Below are 17,043 nucleotides of genomic sequence, written 5' to 3'. Positions count from 1 at the left end.
GGTACGTTCTGACCCCTGACTTTCTCAGCCATGTATAAACATCTTTTTTTCGACCTCGATCATACCCTCTGGGATTTTGACCGGAACTCAACGGAATCGATTTTTGAATTGTATGAGACATTCCGGCTCTCAGAGGCCGGTATTGCCTCCGCCGACGAGTTTAACCGCCACTTTATTGCCATCAACAACCAGCTCTGGTCCGACTTTTACAACAACCGGCTGACGCATACCGACATTCGGAAATACCGGTTTCGGATGGTTATGGATGCCGTCGGCGTTTCGGATCATTCCGTTTGTGACCAGATGAACGAGGCCTATCTGCAACTGCTACCCCGCAAACCGCACCTGATGGAATCGGCCGTCGATGTGCTGGACTACCTCAAAGAGCGCTATCAGTTACACGTCATCACCAACGGTTTCGACGAAATTCAGGCTTTGAAGATGGCCAGTTCGGGCCTGACCGACTACTTCCAGCACATTGTGACCATTCAGAAAGCTGAAGCCAAAAAGCCGGAGCCACGCATTTTCGAGTTTGCGCTGAATGTGTCGGGCGCTTCGCTCGGTGAAAGCCTGATGATTGGCGATAATTACGAAGCCGACGTGTGCGGAGCCCTGAACGCGGGCATGGACGTGGTCTATTACAACACCGCCAGCCTGCCCATCGAAGGAGTTGCACCAACTTACGAAATCCAGCACCTGAAAGAATTGATGACGATCTTATAGAGCGGTTTCCGGCAGGAGCGGTTTCCCGGAAAAAGTCCCTTCGCTTCCGACGACGGCAAACCGGGCAAACAGTTCCTCCGAATACCACCGCCGTTCGCGCGTCAGCCGAACCACCTCTTTGTGCCCGCTCTGCCGGTAGGCAAACTGATCGATGGTTTTCTCGTCCTTCCAGACGCTGATCGTGCATTGTTGCGTAAACGGTTTTTCACCGACGCCAATGGCCAGAAGCAGATCATTCGTGTGGGCTTTCAGGCGTTGGCGGGCCTGCGGAATGTGCCGCCAGAAATCGGGTAAAGCCGCCAGCCGAAGTGTGGCACGCGTCAGCACGGCCACCGGAAAACCGGTCGAACGCGAGGGCTCCGGCACTTCAAACGGATTTTGTCCATCCCACGCGCCGTGTGACCGCAACGGGTTCATATACAGGGTTCCCACCTCCTTCGTACTGTTGCAGAGCGTTTTCCAGCGGTCTGACTCAAAGAACAAGCGGGCGGCTTTTTCGTCCGTCCAGACGCCGAGAAAAACGTAGGCCGATAAGTCCGGAATCAGGCCGAAGTTTCGTCCACAACCCATCATTTTCTGAAACTGCAGCCCTTCCGCCCGAAAAGGCTGCATGACCCACCGGCCCATGTTGGCAAAAGCCGGATACCAGCTTCGCGCCGGATACCGCAGCAAAGTGAACGTTACAATCAAAGGGCTTATGAGGGTTAAATACGTCTACCGGATCGCTGGTTGTCACCAGGTATTTTTTTTGAAGACCTGAAAAAAAATAGTTGTCAGGTTTCCAAAACCACCAAATCCCCAACGCTTTTTTCCCGGACACTGTTCATTTACGCCAACACTCTGTGTACATTTTTCCACAAAAAAGCCGCCCCAACCAGCGCGGTTGGAGCGGCTTTTCTACTTACCTAACTGAAATTAGTTGTTGTCGTTATCGAGTTTTTCACCGGCTTTGTCAAACGCATCGCCGATGCTTTTGCCCGCTTCCTTAAACCCTTTTTTCACATCTTTCCAGGCGGCTGCGGTGGCGTTCTGAGCGTTTTCCAGATCCTGGCCCAGTTCCTTCCGGTCTTCTTCCAGTTCGGCCAGTTTTTCTTTGGATTTCGCCTTGGCTTCCGCCCCTTCGCGCTCCATATCAGCCTTTAACTTATCGATACGGGCATCCAGATCCCGTTGTTCTTCCTTAATATCAGCCACTACTTTGTCGCGTTCCTCCCGAAAATCGGCAGCCGCTTCTTCGCCTTTGGCTTCCATTTTATCACCGGCTTCTTCGGCATCGGCCTCTACGGCCTCACCCGTTTTTTCCATGGCATCTTCGGTGCGGGATTCATTTTTCCCGTCATTCTGACAAGACGTCAGCGATAACGAAGCCACGAGGAAAGCAGCCCCGGCCAACATACGAATCTGTTTGAACGTCATGATCACCTTTTTCATACGATTTACTGATTGATTGGTTTGTAATCAGCCCTTGTCAAAAGCAGTGCCAAAAGGAATGAAGAGTTAAGAGTTAAAAGTAGGCTGACGCGTAAAGTACTTTTAATTTTTAACTCTTAACTCTTAACTCTTCATTCTCCACTCCTCAAATGCTTTTCCACTTGATGGCGCAGCCGATGGCTTTGGTGGTGGTCAGAACAACGGGGCGGCCCAGCAGCAGGTTATTGACGGCGTCCTCCACATATCGCCGACGCACGCCCGAGGGAATCTGCGGACTGTCGTCGATGGAGCCGGTATACTCGACCGTAAACCGGTCGCCAACACGTTTCAGGATGAATGCTTCGGGTGTGCGGGTGGCGCCAAAAGCGTGGGCTACGGTCTGGCTTTCGTCCGACAAATACGGGAATGAATAATTTTTTTCCTGCGCTCGGATTTTCATGTTCTCAAACGAATCCTCGCTGTAGGCCCCCGGGTCGTTGGGTTGAATGGCAATCACCGGAAAACCGGCCACGGCGTATTTTCGGTCCAGCGCCATCACGCGCTCTTCGTAGGCTTTCGAAAACGGGCAGTGGTTGGACGTAAAGACCAGAATGACCCCTCTCCCATTTTTATAATCGCTTAGTGAAACCAGTCGACCATCGACATTTTTTAGCTTAAAATCCACGACGGCGTCGCCAATGGCATATACTTTCTCTCCGGCAAAAGGAGGTGCCGGAGCAAACGTGGCTGCTGCCGCAATCATCAACACAGCAAGCAGGCTTATCCATGCTTTCATACGAATCGAGTTAAAGTCGGAATAATCTTCTCCGTAGGACGATACAATGCCGAACCCATACACCCTTTCGGCCAGGTAACCGACGGCCAGCCCCTCCTACGTTACGCGAGCCGTTTAACCCGAAAACGCTACACAAAATTCGTGCTAACCAACAAATAACCAGTGCGTTTCCTGTTAATTTAACATTTCTGGCGAATAGAAGGTTCTGGTTTCTTTTTTCAAACAAAAACTCCTATATTTGCACCTCATTTCTGAGAAACAACATTTTCTGTATCAATCATGTATGCAATCGTAGAGATCGCAGGGCAGCAATTTAAAGTTGAAAAGGGCCGATACGTCTATACCCACCGGTTAGAAGGCGACACGGACGCTGCACTTGTGTTCGACAAGGTACTACTTGTCGATAATGACGGGACTATTTCGGTAGGCGCCCCGACCGTCGAAGGCGCCCAGGTTTCCGGCAAAATTCTGGAACACCTGAAAGGCGAAAAAGTGATCGTCTTTAAAAAGAAACGTCGGAAAGGCTACAAGAAGAAAAATGGCCACCGTCAGTATCTGACCAAAGTATTAATCGAAGACATAACTGTATAATCGTTTTCGGTTCCCGGTTTTCGGTTTTCGGTTGGTTGACCCGTGCTTGTCTCGGATGTATTAGCTAACCAGAAACTGTAAACCATAAACCGTAAACCGTAAACTTTCTAAAAAAATGGCGCACAAGAAAGGTGTAGGTAGTTCAAGGAACGGCCGCGACTCGATGAGCAAACGCTTGGGTGTGAAACTGTTCGGTGGTCAGTCGGCCATTGCCGGTAACATCATCGTTCGTCAACGCGGCACCAAGCATCACCCCGACAAAAACGTCGGCATTGGCCGTGACCACACGCTGTTTGCGTTGGTCGATGGCGCAGTACATTTCCGCAAAGGCAAAGGTGGGCGTTCATTCGTGAGCATCGTCACGTCAGCCCCGGCAGCGGTAGAAGCCGCTCCGGCAGCGGAAGTAGCCGAAGCTCCGGTAGCTTAATCAAATACCTTTTGTGATTCCGGACGGTTTCACAACGATTTAAAAAACCTGTCTGGGAATACCGGGCAGGTTTTTTATTGTTGGTAAACTAATCAATCCGGACGGGTGTTTGCCCAGTAGCGGTTTTGATACACAACTGAAACGATTACGAAAATGACGAGTACGTTATATCCTGCTTTATCGCTGTATACCGAAAGCAGCCCGAACCCCAACTCCATGAAGTTCGTGGTAAACTTTCCGTTGGCACCGGAAGGGCTTTCGTTCGATTATGCCGACGCGTCGGAAGCCCTGATCAACGGGAAAAATTCGCCCCTGGTCGTGGCCTTATTTGGCTTCGATTACGTGAAGCGGGTGTTTATTGCCAGCAACTTTATCACGGTTACGAAAGACGAACAAACCGACTGGGAAGATGTTCTGATTGAGGTTAAACAATACATCCGGGCGTATTTCAACGACCAGAAACCGGTTTTTGCCCAGCAAACCATCGACACCAACACCACCAAAGTGGAAGCGGATTCGCCGACTATTCAAAAAATCAAGTCCGTTCTGGATCAGTATATCCGCCCGGCCGTTGAATCCGACGGGGGCGCCATCAGCTTCCACTCCTTCAACGACGAAGACGGTACCGTCAAGGTATTGCTGCAAGGTTCCTGTAGCGGTTGCCCCTCTTCCACGCTGACCTTGAAAGCCGGTATCGAAAATCTCCTGACGCGTTTAGTGCCCGAAGTAAAACAAGTCGAAGCAGAAGGCGTTTAAAGAGTTATGAGTTAAGAATGAAGAGTTGGCTAACGCACGTGTATTCAGCTCGCGTCAGCCAACTCTTCATTCTTAACTCATAACTTTTAACTTTTAACTCTTCACTTTTTATGGGGTTGCGCCTGCTGCGTTGTTTATTCTTGATTTGTCTGTTTGCTTCTTCGGTTGCGGCCCAAAATTTTCTGGGTGTCGCGCCCAGTCCCTACGGTGGCACCCAGAGCCTTTATCTGAATCCCGCTTTTGCGACCGACTCCAAATACGGTTTTTACCTGAATCTGGGGGCCGGAAATGCCCACATCGACAACAATTACGTTCGCTACCAGGCTCCCTATTCGCTCTCTTCGCTTGCACTGAAACGGGTGCCGGATCAATATAAACTATCCGATGGAGCCGTTTTATTCCGCCCCGAATACCTGGAAGAAATTGCCAATGGAAAGCCCAAAAATGCCACCGCCTGGACCGATCTGCGCGGGCCGTCTCTCCTGCTTCAACTGGGCGGTCGGGCGGCCATTGGGCTGACAACCCGGCTACGGGCCACGGCCCAGATCCGCAACGCGTCGGAATCGCTGCTGTCGGTGGTGCGCGCGGGTTTGCAGGATGAACAACTCTACAACATTCCGAACAAGGATAACCAGTTCAGTATCAACACCAACACCTACGCCGAAGTCGGGCTGACCCTGGCGGCAGCCCTCATTCAGGACGAGTATCAACAGCTTTCGATTGGCGTCACGGTGAAACGCCTGCAGGGCATCACGGCCGGTTTTCTGAATAACAAGGGGCTGTCTTACCGCGTTTTGTCGGATACCGCCAACACGGGTTCCTATTACATGCAGGTCGATCAGCTCAACGCCGAACTGGGCTACACGACCTATTTGCAGGATCAGGGGCGGTCGGTCAGCCTGCGTCAGTTTTTCGACGGCAACAATCCCGGCAGAGGTTGGGGAGCCGACATTGGCCTATCGTACCAGCTTAAATCGGCCGATGACCCGGACCAGTATGCGCTCCGTTTAGGGGTAGCGTTGATGGATATTGGCACCATCCGGTACGAGGATAACCGGTACGTCCAACGGTATTCGATCAACACCACCAACCAGCAATTTACCTCCGACGACTTCATCAACGCCAAAGGCAGCGAAGGCATTGCCGAAGTGGTACGGGATGAACTGAATCTGACCGAAGCCAACAACACCGGGCGGTTTACGTCCGGATTGCCAACGGCACTTTCTCTCAATGCAGACATCAACATCGGGCGGGGCTTCTACCTGACGGGGACTTTACTCCAGGATTTGCGGGCTAAAGACGCAATTGCCATCCGCCAGCCCTCGCTGGTTGCGATAACGCCCCGGCTCGAAACCTCGACAGTTGGCGTGGCCATTCCGCTGGTGTTTCTCAATAACGCCTTCATGGCGGGGGCTTCCGTCCGCGTGGGGCCGGTTTTTCTGGGAACCGATAACTTGTTTGGGATGATTGGCAGTAATTCCAATAAATTGCGTCCGCGCGGGGCCGATGTCTATGCCGGGCTGGCCCTGGGCAGCCGTCGCCGAAAACCGTAGTCTTCAAGCGAAATGAAAGGTTTTAACGCTTTTATTCTTTCCCTGCTCCTGACGCTACAGGCCGTAGTTGGTGCCGGACAAACCAATCCGGTGGAAGAATACACTGTTCGGATTGAAACGAAAGACCGCAGCGGCCGCCTGCTTCCGGCAACCCTGACCATTACTAACGAAAAAACCAGGAAAGTCCAACGCGGTACGCTGCAATTGGGCTCCTACACGGTAGCACTACCCGCCGGGAACATCTACCGGCTCGATGCCAATTATGCCGGTTACCGACCGGCGCAGAAAACTCTTCGTCTCGACCGCGTAACGGACCCGGAACAATCCCAGCAAACCATCGTGCTGGAAATGGAACGCGAGGTTTCAGCCGAATCGCCCGTGAATGTCACCGTGATCGACTACGATACCAAGCAACTCATCCGGCAGAAGCTGAATGTTCAGATTCAGGAATTTAACGGAAAACGGGTGATTATGACCGGTCCACCGCGCGAAGGACGTTTTACGTTTCTGGCGGAATTCGGGCAAAAAATCCGGTTTACCGTGGAGGTCGACGGCTATCAGCCCTACGAGTATACGGTCGATGTGAAAGACCAGCACGATATTACGATCCGGTTGCAACGGGCTAAAAATCCGGTTGCTGCCGAAACGCAGCCCACAGCCGAGCCAGTTATGCCAGCCACCACCCCGCCGGTGGTGACGCCCCCCGCGACGACTTCGCCCCCGGTGGTGTCGACACCCAGCACAAAGCCAATGGCTCCCCCGGTCGTTGCCGAGACCAAACCGGTGGTGCCGGAAGCCAAACCAGCGACAGGAACCGCCCCGGTCAATACGGATTTGGCAACGCTGACGACGGGCAAAACCGTTACGCTCAACAACGTTTATTTCGACCAGAGCAGTTATTTGCTGCGCCCCGAATCCTACACCCAATTGAATCAGTTGGTGGCTCTGCTGAAAAGCCGGCCGGGTTTGCGAATTGAGATTTCGGGCCATACCGACAACGTGGGCGACCCCCGGCTGAATCTGGCGCTTTCCGAAAACCGCGCCCGGGTCATTACAACCTACCTGACGACCAACGGTATTGCCGAAAACCGCCTTCGTTTCAAAGGATACGGCCAGACGAAACCCATTGCGGCCAACGACACGGAAGAGAATAAACGGAAAAACCGGCGGGTCGAAGTGCGGTTACTGGACGGATAAATTGTTGGTCGATGATGCCGACGTCAACGCCAGCCAATGCTGGTAGACCTGCCGCATCAGCTCTTTAATCTCTTCAAAATAAAGGGGTTTACTGATACAAACCGTGGCGCCGAGGTCGACGCACAGTTCCATCTCGCCCTGGTTCTGGGTATTGACAAACAAGACCACCGGGATACGTTGCCAGACCGGTTTTCCCTTGATTTCCCGCAGCGTGTCGAATCCGCTCAGGCCCGGCATATACTTATCCAGAATGATGATCCATGAACGCAGTGCAGCCGGCGAATCGCCTTCCTGCTCCATAAAACTTAACAGCCGCTCTCCACTGTCAAACTCCCGAATCGGAGTCGCCATTTCCATCGATTCAAGCGCCATTCGCATCAACATCCGGTCCTCTTCGTCGTCATCTACCAACAAAACCGTTGGTCTACTCTCAGAATTAGTATACTGTGCTTCCATGCGATCCAATTTTCGTTCACAAGAAGCGCCAAAAATCGGCAATCATGGGCAATGGTTAAGCCCATTCAATCAAAAAACGAAAAATGTGGAAGAAAAACTAAACAAAATCTCCCGGAAACCGGTCAGCAGGCGGCTATTCTGGCTGTTCTGAAGCGATTCAATGATGGTTTCGCCTTTTACCGGGTAATCAGCAAACTGCCGCTCCGGTGGGGCTGCGAATCACCGGGTTTAATCACGTAATGGTAGACCGCCGGGGGCAAATCCTGCCCTGCGCTCTTGCCATCCCACGGCTGCGAATAGCCCTGGGAAACAAAAACCGGGTTGCCCCAGCGGTTGTATACTTCAACCTGACAATCAGGATAATCGCTGATTCCCCGGATCACCCAATGGTCATTCATTCCGTCGTTGTTGGGCGTAAAAGCATCCGGGATAAAAAGGGCCGTCACCACCGTCACCGTCAGCCGGGTGGTATATTCACAGCCCTGAGGGGTAGTGGCTCTCACCCGATACGTGGTGGTAGTATCGGGGCTCGCAAAAGGCTGGGAAGCCACCGGACTGCTCAATCCGATAGAGGGTGTCCAGTAATACCGGAGCGAATCGATGCTGTTTTTGTTCAATTGAACCTCGCTGCCCCGGCGAACCGTCGCGTCGGCAACGGTTATGGTCGGCGCCTGATGCACGACCACCGTCTGTTGCGCCCGGCCCGGACAAGTATTGCCCGGCATCGACAGCGTGTAGGTAATTACAAACTGACCCGGCCCGGTTTTGGCCGGATCAAATTCCAGACCCGAAACACCCGCAGCGGCCTTTCCTACACCGGCAAACGTTCCGCCACCGGGTTCGGCACTCAGCGTCAGGCGAGCGGTGGCATTTTCGCAAATGGCGGGCAAAGCCGACATTGTGACGGTGGGCGCGGTTTTAAATTGCAGCAGAACCTCTTCGGAAGTGGCCTGGCACTGGTTGGTGTCGGTAACGGTTAACACATAATGACCGGCTTGTGTGACCGCCAGCGACGCTCCGGCTTCCTGATCGATGAGGGTTCCGGTATTGGCCCACTGGTAGGTATAGGTCGGGCGGGTGATGGCGTTCAACCGGATGGTATCGCCGGAACAGGCCGTCGTCAATGCCGGGGGCACAATCGACGCCTGCGGTTTGGGCTTCACCCGAACCATGACGCTGTCGGTGACGACGCAGCCGGTAATGGCACTCGTGATCTGAACCTTGTATTCACCGGTTTCGTGCGGCTGATAATCCGGCTCGCTGGCCCCCGGGAACACGCGGTCATCTTTGAACCATGCGTACGAATACGGGCCTTCAGGCGCTTTCAGGATAACGGATTTTCCGTCGCAGAAGGTTGTCGGCCCCGTCGCGGTCAGCTTCAGGGTTTCGGCTTCCGACAGGTCAACTTTCACGCTGGTTTGCGCCGGGCTGGGCTTCCCGCAGGTGTTCCGGAATTGTTTAACCACCGTATAATTCCCGGATTCTCTGGCCACCAGCGTAGCCAGCGTATCGCCCGGCAGATTGATACCATCGCGTTGCCACTGAAACGACCAGGTGGGGGAAACGTCGGTTTTGAGGGTTACGCTTTGACCCTGGCAGGCCGATATGCTCGAAATGGTGCCATCTGCCGCCTTGCCGATCACGGCATTTTCCGGGGCTTTTTCCAGCGTAATCGTTGGTGCGGGTGGTGTGTTATTGGGGCAATCGACAACGGCCAGTTGAAAATCCCGCCGAACGGAACCGATCCGTTTTCCATCCCGGTATTCTTCGCACAAAACCGCAAAAGCAAACAGGCCAACCTGACTGGCCGTTACGGTGAGCACCCCGGTTTCGGCGTTGACCTGAAGACCCGGCGTACCGGGTACGGAACTGGCCGCACTGAACCCGGCTTTCCACCCGACGGTCGGATAGGTCGAACTGGGCTGGTTGTCAAAGGCAACACCTTGATTTGTAAAACCTTTGTAGGGCGTGACAATCGAATATTTCAATTGATCGCCATCGGCGTCAGTGGCTTTGAAGCTGAAGGTGAACGGCTGTCCCTTGCAGGCGTACTCGCCCGTGGGGACCGAAAAAACCGGTGAGGAATTCGGGACGGTTTTGATAGGTGGAAAATCCAGGTAAAAAACCATGCCCGACTCGTCGGCCTGAACGATGTTATCGATGGCTCCGCTGCGGCAACATACACCGTGGACGACGTAATAGCCGTCCGGGTCGTCGAAACGATCGCCAGACAGTTCAATGGCTTTGCTGTAAATGATTTCGCGAAGTTTCAGGGGCCGAAGTTGCGCACAGGCCTGATTGGAAACGGCCAGCGCCTGCTCACTGAGTAGGGGGAGTTCGAACTCACCCATTTTCAGATTGTCCCGTCGGCGGTAAATGGCCAGTTTGAGGCTTGGTTTGATGTCGCCCGCCCGGCTGTTTTGTTCGTCGATGAACAAATCCAGCGACAGGGTGTATTGGTTCGGGGCTGCCCCGGCAGTAAGCCGGACGTTACCGCCGACAATGTGTGAAGCTGATGCCCAACGACTTAAGCCGATGAACACCAGAAATAAAAGAATCGTATTCCGTTGAGCCATAGACCACATGCTATCCCGGTATATTCTTACAAAAAGTAAGCCATTATGGCAGAAGTTAAAAGAATCGTTCTAAAAATTTTCATTTTCAGCCCTTTATTCCCTGATTTCAAGCGACAGATTGGTATCAACTCATCCGAAAAACAGTATCTTTTACGAAATTTTGTAGTTTTGGTTAACCACATGGCTAACTCCCGAACCATTCCGCCCTGGCGGAGTTGTTCAACAAATTGAGGGTATGACTGAGCGCGTAACGTTTTTCGACACAAAAATTGACTATTTGAAGGGTGTAGGCCCTCAGCGGGCGTCGTTACTCAATACCGAACTCAACATTTTTACGTACCGGGATCTGATTCAATATTACCCATTCCGGCACGAAGACCGCACCCGGTTTACCACCATCATTGAACTCTCGGAAGCCCTCCCGGCGGCTCAGGTCATCGGCCGCATTCGCGACTGGGCGATAATCGGTGAAGGCCCCAAGAAACGGCTGGTGGCAGAGTTTACCGACCATACCGGTTCGATGGATCTGGTTTTTTTTCAGGGCATTTCACATTTTGAGAAATTTCTGCGCCCCGGTGCCGAATACATCGCCTACGGAAAACCCATTGCTTTTGGCAGCAAATACAGCATCACCCACCCGGAACTCGATCCCTTGACGGCTGAAAATGAGCAGGGCAGCACGTTTCATCCGATTTATAACCTGACCGAAAAGCTGCGCCGGATGCGGGTCGACAGCAAGCTGATTGCGCGCATGATGCAGCAGTTGCTCGAAATAGCGTATCCGCATATTCACGAAACGTTGCCCAATTCGCTGCTGGAAAAATACCGGATGATTTCGAAAGCCGACGCGATTGAGAACATCCATTTGCCCAAAAGCCAGGCCTGGCTCAAACAGGCCGAACGGCGGCTGAAGTTCGAAGAACTGTTTTACAACCAGTTGCGGCTGATCAAAAACAAGCTGATTCACAAAACCGAATACCCCGGCCAGGTATTCCGGAACATGACGCTGCTGAACCGGTTTTATAAGGAGTTCATGCCGTTCTCACTAACCGATGCCCAGAAGCGGGTTTTGCGCGAAATTCACGGCGATCTGGTCAGCGGAAAACAGATGAACCGGCTGTTGCAGGGCGACGTCGGCAGCGGCAAAACGATCGTCGCCTTCATTGCCATGCTCATGGCCATCGACAACGGCGCACAGGCCTGCATCATGGCCCCGACCGAAATTCTGGCCGACCAGCATTACTACGGACTGAAAGTGTTTGCCGACCAACTGGGCCTGACCATTGGGCGGCTGACGGGCTCGACCCGCACCAAAGGCCGCCGGATCATCCATGACCAGTTGCAGAGCGGTATGATGCACATCATCGTCGGCACGCACGCGCTGCTGGAAGACGTGGTGCAGTTCAAGAACCTCGGGTTGTGCATCATCGACGAGCAACACCGCTTTGGCGTGGCCCAGCGCGCCCGGCTCTGGAACAAAAACCAGGAGATTTACCCGCACATGATGGTCATGACAGCCACGCCCATTCCGCGGACGCTGGCGATGACACTTTACGGCAACCTCGATCTGTCGGTGATCGACGAACTCCCGGCGGGTCGGAAGCCGATCAAAACTGTTCATCGGTACGATACCCACCGGCTGGAAGTGTTCGGGTTCATCCGGCAGCAAATTGAGCAGGGGCGGCAAATTTACATCGTGTATCCATTGATCGAAGAATCGGAAAAACTGGACTTCAAGGACCTCATGGATGGGCACGAAAGCATCACGCGGGCGTTTCCGAATCATCCCATCGGCGTACTGCACGGTCGGATGACTGGCTACGACAAGGATTTTGAAATGGACCGGTTTGTGAAGGGCGAGACCAAAATCATGGTGGCTACAACCGTGATCGAGGTCGGGGTGAATGTACCAAATGCCAGCGTGATGGTAGTCGAAAGTGCCGAGCGGTTCGGACTGGCGCAGTTGCACCAGTTGCGGGGGCGCGTCGGGCGGGGTGCCGAGCAATCGTACTGCATTCTGATGACGGATTATAAACTCTCGAAGGAAACCCGCACCCGCATCGAGACGCTGGTGAAAACCAACAACGGTTTTGAAATTGCCGACGTGGACCTCCAGCTTCGTGGTCCCGGCGATCTCTCCGGCACGCAGCAAAGCGGCATTGCCGACCTGATTCTGGCCGACCTGGCCAAAGATGGTGCCATTCTGATGGCGGCCCGGGAGTCGGCGCAACAGATTCTGGACGAAGATCCGGATTTGATTTTACCCCAGCACGCCCCGATTCGAAACCAGGTAGAAATGCAGCGGGCAGACGAAACGAACTGGAGCCGGATTAGTTAGCGTCCGCAGATCAAGATCTGCACAGTTTTTATCAGAATTTCAACTTGATTTCCTGCGCCATTTCGGTAACAACTTGCGGATTTTGCCGGTTTTTGGTTTGCCGTTTCACCTCAATCTGTGTGCGTAATAAGACATCATCCAGCACTTCGCCCGACCGAAGGTGGTTGAGCAGCGAACGGGTGTATACGCCATTTCTTCCGGAACTATTTTCGGCAACGTTTCCCCAGCCGGTTGCCATTGCCAGATACATATTGCCTTCGCCGGAAAGATCACCAACGGGTTTAAACCCCCGGGAACCGCCCCGGCTGAAGGATTTAAACGGGTTATCGCGGCAGGCATCCATGATAATCACATTAAAAGCCGCATGGGTATTCCGGCGCATCCGGTCGATCAGTTTCTGCACATCGACCCCCTGCAGATCCACATCGTCCGGATCCGTCAGCTTTGCATCCACCGGAATCAGGTAGTTGTGATTATCGAATTCAATACCGTGTCCGGCATAGAAAAAAAGCGCGACATCGGCGTTTTTAAGCTGTTGATTGAACTGACCGATGCTTGTTTCAAGCGTGGATTTGGTGGAATTCGTCACCAGCGTCACCAAAAAACCCAGCGCGCGCAGCCGATCGGCGATATCAGTGGCATCATTGACGGGCATTCCTTCCAGCGACGACCCATTCTGGTAAGCGGAGTTGCCGACCACGAGCGCAAAGCGTCGGGGAAAGGCTACGACAACGGCTTGGTTAGTTGGTGGTTCAGTCGGCCTATCGGGTTTCGCATTGACCGGTTGCCGGGCAGCCGTCGTGGTAGTAGGGATGGTCTGGCCCGGTTTTGGGCCCGGCGTGGTAGTTGGTTTAGACTCGGGAGGGCGCTGTGCAACGGGGTCGGCGGGTATTGCGGTCAAAAATGGTTCGTCGCCGATGGGCATGACACAAGCCACTTTTTTCTCCTCAAACTGCTTCAGGATGTTTTGCAGATTGGTTAAATGCTCGTTCAGATCAGCTTCTGTACTTTTGGTCTCTCTGGCCCGTTCAAAATACGGCACTACCTTTTTGAATGTGCCGCATACCTGCCCTTCTATCCGTTTGCCATACTGGGCATACTCCGCCAAATTCATACCATCGACTACTTTTTTAAGTTTAACAGCCTGGTTAAAATACCAGACGCCCATGTTGAAATTGGCATCGTAATTACCAGGATCAAGGGCTAGCGCGCGGGTCAGATAAGCTTTTTCCAGTTTTTTTTCTCCGACATATTTCTCCCTGACCTCCGCCAGCCGTCTGCCAGATTCCAACGCGGCTGAAGCGTGCATGGCCGATTGGTCATTCGCTTCCAGTTGAACGATTGTAGCTTGATTATCAGTAATGCGTTGTTTTACCGTGCCTAGTTGACGTTTCAATTCGGCATTTTGGGGTTGTTTCCTGAGAAGCGCATTGAGTCGCTTCTGCTCAGTCAGATAGACGTCCAGCGTTTTTTTCGTATCCGCCAGTTGTTTCCCCAGATCGCTTTCTTTCTTGGTCTCAATTTCCAGTTTGCCAACTTCCTCGTCCGTTTTAGTAGCCCTATTCGTGTAGATGATGGAAAGATTAACGAGACTTTGTACATCGTTCGGATTTCGCTCAACCGCCTTTTTTAAATCGTCAATTGCCTCATCGATCCGATTGGAAGTCAAAAAAATATTGATTCGTTCGTTGGCAAGATCCCGGTTAGCGGGGTGGATGGCAATGGCTTTGTCGAGCGTAGAAAGGGCCTTTTCATAGTCCTGATCGGCTTTATAAAACGATGACAAGGTGTAAAAAACTGCAGCATCCCGCCCTCCAAGCGCAACGTATTTTTCAAATTGTTTTTTTGCGGTTGGCTCATCTTTTAGTTGTTGAGCGGCAATTCCGGTGTAAAGTGGGGCAATGGTGTCATTTGGCATGAGGCTACCAGCTTCCGACATGTATCGGATAGCGGCCGTGAAGTCTTTTTTCTGAAAAGCGGCAACGCCCAGTTCCATCAAATCCGTATACCTTTTTGCTTCATTTTTCTGCGCCTGGGCAGGTGGTATGCATTCAAACACACTGATAAAAAGCCACAGTAGGGTGACAATTGTTTTTCTATCTAGTTTCAACATGCTTTCATTTCGCTTCAAAGTTCCGACTTAAACAACAGGCGTCTGTTAGATGGGTAGTATGGTTACAAAGACCTAAACCGGCGAAAAGAGAACCGATCAGAAACAAACTCCATCAAACACCGTCAGCTAAAAATGCCCAATCAGGCAATAAGTTATCATCTGAATTGAAAAAAAAGGCATAAATGGTAACAAAATCACATTTACCCCAATCCTTATATATTTACCCCAAAAAATCGAATGAAACCCCTCTCCCGTCGCCACTTCCTACAATCCTCCACCCTGATGGTGGGCAGTCTGCTCGTTCCACCGCTACCGGTTTTGAAAACAGCCCCAAAACCGCTGCGGCTCGGCGGCCCCATCTTTCTGAAAAGCGACGACCCGGAGGAACTGGCCCGCGAACACCGGCGGCTGCACTACAGCTCGGCCTATGTTCCGGCGGTCAAGCTGACGGAAACCGCCAAAATTGCCGCCATTCGGAAGGTTTTTGCGGAGCAGAACGTTCTCATCGCCGAAGTGGGAGCCTGGGTTAACATGTTGGATCTGGATACCGAAAAACGGAGAAAAAACCTGGCCTATGTCACCGAGCGCCTGGCGTTGGCCGAAGAGATCGGGGCGCTGACCTGCGTCAACATCGCCGGTTCCTACAACCCGAAGCAGTGGGATGGCCCGGATGCCCGCAACCTAACGAAAGAATACTTCGATGCGACGGTAGAAAACTGCCGGAAGGTCATCGATGCCGTAAAACCGAAAACCGCCAAATTTGCGCTGGAAATGATGGGCTGGAGTTTGCCCGACGGGCCGGATTCATACCTGAGATTCATCAAAGCCATCGACCGCCCGGCTTTTGGCGCACACGTCGACATCGCCAACATCATCAACACGCCCGAACGGTTTTACAACAACACGGCCCTGATCAACGAGACTTTCCGCACGTTAGGGCGCTGGATTGTGGCAGTTCATGCCAAGGATGTCCACGGCAAGGATGTCCATTTTGCCGAAACCATGCCGGGTCGCGGAACGCTTGATTACGTTGCCTACATCCGAAATGTCACCGCCTTACCGCAGGAAGTCCCCTTTATGCTCGAACACCTCCGCACCCCGGAAGAATACGACGAAGCCCGGCAATTCGTTATCCGCAAAGCGACCGAAGCGGGGATTCCGCTGGCGTAGTGAAAAAAGCCGTCACCGGATTAAATTGGCAAACTGCTCGATCAGCGTCTTCGGAGCGCCGATTCGTTGCTGATACGATTGGTAAAAAGCCCGGTCGATGGGCCGAAATTTCTCGGCTTGCCGGGCTTCCGACCAGCCCGAACGCAGCGCCACCAACGCAGCGTGGTTTTCGGTGTGCAACGCTAACAGAACGTCCGTGATCTTTTTCTGCAACGAAATGTCCAGCGTGTTTTTCAGCAAGACTGGCCCCAGCGGTATCTCCTCCGACTCCCAGACCATTTTAATCCGGTTTTTCAATGTCGAATCTTTCCGAACGGCTTTGTGGTACTCTTCACTGCCAAAAGCCGCCAGATCGGTTTTCCGCTCCAGCACCTGCGTCAATCCGTTGGCGTGGGTTTTACTGAACGCGACCGCCTTAAACTGACGCTCGGGTTCCGGTAGGCCGTTGGCGTACAGATAGGCGCGCGGAATGAGGTTGCCGGAGGTGGAGGTTTCGCTCACAAAGGTCATGCGATACTGAGCAGCCTGTTTCGTCAGATCGGCCATTCGGTTGATCGGCAACGATGCGTGGGCAATGAGGGCGGTTTTGTAGTTGTCGCGCACACCGGGCGGCACCTGCAATGCCGCTACCGGCGTATAGGGGCTGGCCCCCCGGTTAATGAGCAGCAAATACCCAAACGTACTGATGAGGGCAATATCGACTTCACCGGCCTCGATACCGGCAATGAACCCGGCCACATTCTCATAACTTCTGGTCTGAACCGGCATTCCCAGTGTCTGACTCAGGATATCGGCCAGGGGCTGAATATTGCCCAGGCGGTTGTTGTCGGCGTAAGTATATGTGGCCAGTGTTAGTTTCGGCGTCTGGCAAAACGCCGGAAAAACAAACCATTGAATCAGGACGATCAGCCGGATTCGGAGCAAAACAGGATTCATA

At 52.9% G+C, this 17,043-nt stretch carries 15 protein-coding genes; 8 read left to right on the top strand and 7 right to left on the bottom strand.

What is annotated here, in order from left to right:
- Positions 1-30: 30 nt before the first annotated feature.
- Positions 31-723 carry a YjjG family noncanonical pyrimidine nucleotidase gene (locus ACS5NO_RS09070; protein ID WP_439414845.1) on the top strand — a complete coding sequence of 231 codons (693 nt, stop codon included), beginning with the start codon at positions 31-33 and terminating at the stop codon, positions 721-723.
- On the opposite strand, the gene ACS5NO_RS09065 is transcribed toward ACS5NO_RS09070, so the two are convergent.
- From ACS5NO_RS09065 to ACS5NO_RS09055, 3 genes are all read right to left on the bottom strand, one after another.
- Entirely contained in the window at positions 718-1,413 is a 696-nt protein-coding gene (locus ACS5NO_RS09065) for a DUF3291 domain-containing protein (protein WP_439414844.1), read from the bottom strand. The two genes, ACS5NO_RS09070 and ACS5NO_RS09065, sit on opposite strands and share 6 nt — an antisense overlap.
- Positions 1,414-1,638: 225 nt before the next feature.
- Positions 1,639-2,154, bottom strand: a complete 516-nt coding sequence (locus ACS5NO_RS09060) for a sll1863 family stress response protein (protein WP_439414843.1) — start codon at positions 2,152-2,154, stop codon at positions 1,639-1,641.
- 145 nt (positions 2,155-2,299) lie between these two features.
- The gene (locus ACS5NO_RS09055) at positions 2,300-2,929 is read right to left on the bottom strand and encodes a thioredoxin family protein (RefSeq protein ID WP_439414842.1); all 630 of its coding nucleotides are present in this window, start codon (positions 2,927-2,929) and stop codon (positions 2,300-2,302) included.
- A 279-nt stretch (positions 2,930-3,208) separates the two neighbouring features.
- On the opposite strand from ACS5NO_RS09055, the gene rplU reads away from it, so the two are divergent.
- From rplU to ACS5NO_RS09030, 5 genes are all read left to right on the top strand, one after another.
- A complete protein-coding gene (gene rplU / locus ACS5NO_RS09050; RefSeq protein WP_138990084.1) occupies positions 3,209-3,520 on the top strand; it encodes a 50S ribosomal protein L21 in 312 nt (103 codons plus the stop codon).
- A gap of 115 nt (positions 3,521-3,635) precedes the next feature.
- Positions 3,636-3,947, top strand: a complete 312-nt coding sequence (rpmA, locus tag ACS5NO_RS09045; RefSeq protein ID WP_439414841.1) for a 50S ribosomal protein L27 — start codon at positions 3,636-3,638, stop codon at positions 3,945-3,947.
- Positions 3,948-4,100: 153 nt separating this feature from the next.
- Positions 4,101-4,703 (top strand): NifU family protein, encoded by a 603-nt coding sequence (locus ACS5NO_RS09040; RefSeq protein ID WP_439414840.1) that lies wholly within the window; start codon positions 4,101-4,103, stop codon positions 4,701-4,703.
- A gap of 110 nt (positions 4,704-4,813) precedes the next feature.
- Complete coding sequence (locus ACS5NO_RS09035; protein ID WP_439414839.1) at positions 4,814-6,256, top strand: DUF5723 family protein; 1,443 nt, start codon at positions 4,814-4,816, stop codon at positions 6,254-6,256.
- A gap of 12 nt (positions 6,257-6,268) precedes the next feature.
- Complete coding sequence (locus ACS5NO_RS09030) at positions 6,269-7,453, top strand: OmpA family protein (protein ID WP_439414838.1); 1,185 nt, start codon at positions 6,269-6,271, stop codon at positions 7,451-7,453.
- Here the strand turns inward: ACS5NO_RS09030 and ACS5NO_RS09025 are convergent.
- On the bottom strand, positions 7,439-7,909 hold the full coding sequence (locus ACS5NO_RS09025; RefSeq protein ID WP_439414837.1) for a response regulator: 471 nt from the start codon (positions 7,907-7,909) through the stop codon (positions 7,439-7,441). The two genes, ACS5NO_RS09030 and ACS5NO_RS09025, sit on opposite strands and share 15 nt — an antisense overlap.
- 176 nt (positions 7,910-8,085) lie before the next feature.
- Positions 8,086-10,494: a T9SS type B sorting domain-containing protein gene (locus tag ACS5NO_RS09020; protein WP_439414836.1), complete on the bottom strand. Its 2,409-nt coding sequence runs from the start codon at positions 10,492-10,494 to the stop codon at positions 8,086-8,088.
- 226 nt (positions 10,495-10,720) lie between these two features.
- Between ACS5NO_RS09020 and recG the strand changes: the two genes are divergently transcribed.
- Positions 10,721-12,823 carry an ATP-dependent DNA helicase RecG gene (recG, locus tag ACS5NO_RS09015; protein ID WP_439414835.1) on the top strand — a complete coding sequence of 701 codons (2,103 nt, stop codon included), beginning with the start codon at positions 10,721-10,723 and terminating at the stop codon, positions 12,821-12,823.
- A 31-nt stretch (positions 12,824-12,854) separates the two neighbouring features.
- Here the strand turns inward: recG and ACS5NO_RS09010 are convergent, their stop codons facing one another.
- Positions 12,855-14,882 (bottom strand): caspase family protein, encoded by a 2,028-nt coding sequence (locus ACS5NO_RS09010; RefSeq protein ID WP_439414834.1) that lies wholly within the window; start codon positions 14,880-14,882, stop codon positions 12,855-12,857.
- A gap of 291 nt (positions 14,883-15,173) precedes the next feature.
- On the opposite strand from ACS5NO_RS09010, the gene ACS5NO_RS09005 reads away from it, so the two are divergent.
- Positions 15,174-16,106 carry a sugar phosphate isomerase/epimerase family protein gene (locus ACS5NO_RS09005; protein ID WP_439414833.1) on the top strand — a complete coding sequence of 311 codons (933 nt, stop codon included), beginning with the start codon at positions 15,174-15,176 and terminating at the stop codon, positions 16,104-16,106.
- A 12-nt stretch (positions 16,107-16,118) separates the two neighbouring features.
- Here the strand turns inward: ACS5NO_RS09005 and ACS5NO_RS09000 are convergent, their stop codons facing one another.
- On the bottom strand, positions 16,119-17,042 hold the full coding sequence (locus tag ACS5NO_RS09000) for a phosphate/phosphite/phosphonate ABC transporter substrate-binding protein (RefSeq protein WP_439414832.1): 924 nt from the start codon (positions 17,040-17,042) through the stop codon (positions 16,119-16,121).
- Position 17,043 lies beyond the last annotated feature (1 nt).

Source organism: Larkinella fluvii, assembly GCF_051857545.1.
Taxonomy (GTDB): domain Bacteria; phylum Bacteroidota; class Bacteroidia; order Cytophagales; family Spirosomataceae; genus Larkinella.
The sequence above is the reverse complement of the archived record's forward strand: the minus strand, read 5'-3'. Positions and strand labels throughout refer to the sequence as shown.

What these genes read in the sequence shown, in the direction of transcription:
- ACS5NO_RS09030 (WP_439414838.1), top strand. Translation starts at nt 6,269, where the DNA reads ATGAAAGGTTTTAACGCTTTTATTCTTTCCCTGCTCCTGACGCTACAG.
- ACS5NO_RS09040 (WP_439414840.1), top strand. Translation starts at nt 4,101, where the DNA reads ATGACGAGTACGTTATATCCTGCTTTATCGCTGTATACCGAAAGCAGC.
- rplU (WP_138990084.1), top strand. Translation starts at nt 3,209, where the DNA reads ATGTATGCAATCGTAGAGATCGCAGGGCAGCAATTTAAAGTTGAAAAG.
- ACS5NO_RS09055 (WP_439414842.1), bottom strand. Translation starts at nt 2,929, where the DNA reads ATGAAAGCATGGATAAGCCTGCTTGCTGTGTTGATGATTGCGGCAGCA.
- rpmA (WP_439414841.1), top strand. Translation starts at nt 3,636, where the DNA reads ATGGCGCACAAGAAAGGTGTAGGTAGTTCAAGGAACGGCCGCGACTCG.
- ACS5NO_RS09020 (WP_439414836.1), bottom strand. Translation starts at nt 10,494, where the DNA reads ATGTGGTCTATGGCTCAACGGAATACGATTCTTTTATTTCTGGTGTTC.
- ACS5NO_RS09025 (WP_439414837.1), bottom strand. Translation starts at nt 7,909, where the DNA reads ATGGAAGCACAGTATACTAATTCTGAGAGTAGACCAACGGTTTTGTTG.
- ACS5NO_RS09070 (WP_439414845.1), top strand. Translation starts at nt 31, where the DNA reads ATGTATAAACATCTTTTTTTCGACCTCGATCATACCCTCTGGGATTTT.
- ACS5NO_RS09005 (WP_439414833.1), top strand. Translation starts at nt 15,174, where the DNA reads ATGAAACCCCTCTCCCGTCGCCACTTCCTACAATCCTCCACCCTGATG.
- ACS5NO_RS09035 (WP_439414839.1), top strand. Translation starts at nt 4,814, where the DNA reads ATGGGGTTGCGCCTGCTGCGTTGTTTATTCTTGATTTGTCTGTTTGCT.
- recG (WP_439414835.1), top strand. Translation starts at nt 10,721, where the DNA reads ATGACTGAGCGCGTAACGTTTTTCGACACAAAAATTGACTATTTGAAG.
- ACS5NO_RS09000 (WP_439414832.1), bottom strand. Translation starts at nt 17,042, where the DNA reads ATGAATCCTGTTTTGCTCCGAATCCGGCTGATCGTCCTGATTCAATGG.
- ACS5NO_RS09060 (WP_439414843.1), bottom strand. Translation starts at nt 2,154, where the DNA reads ATGAAAAAGGTGATCATGACGTTCAAACAGATTCGTATGTTGGCCGGG.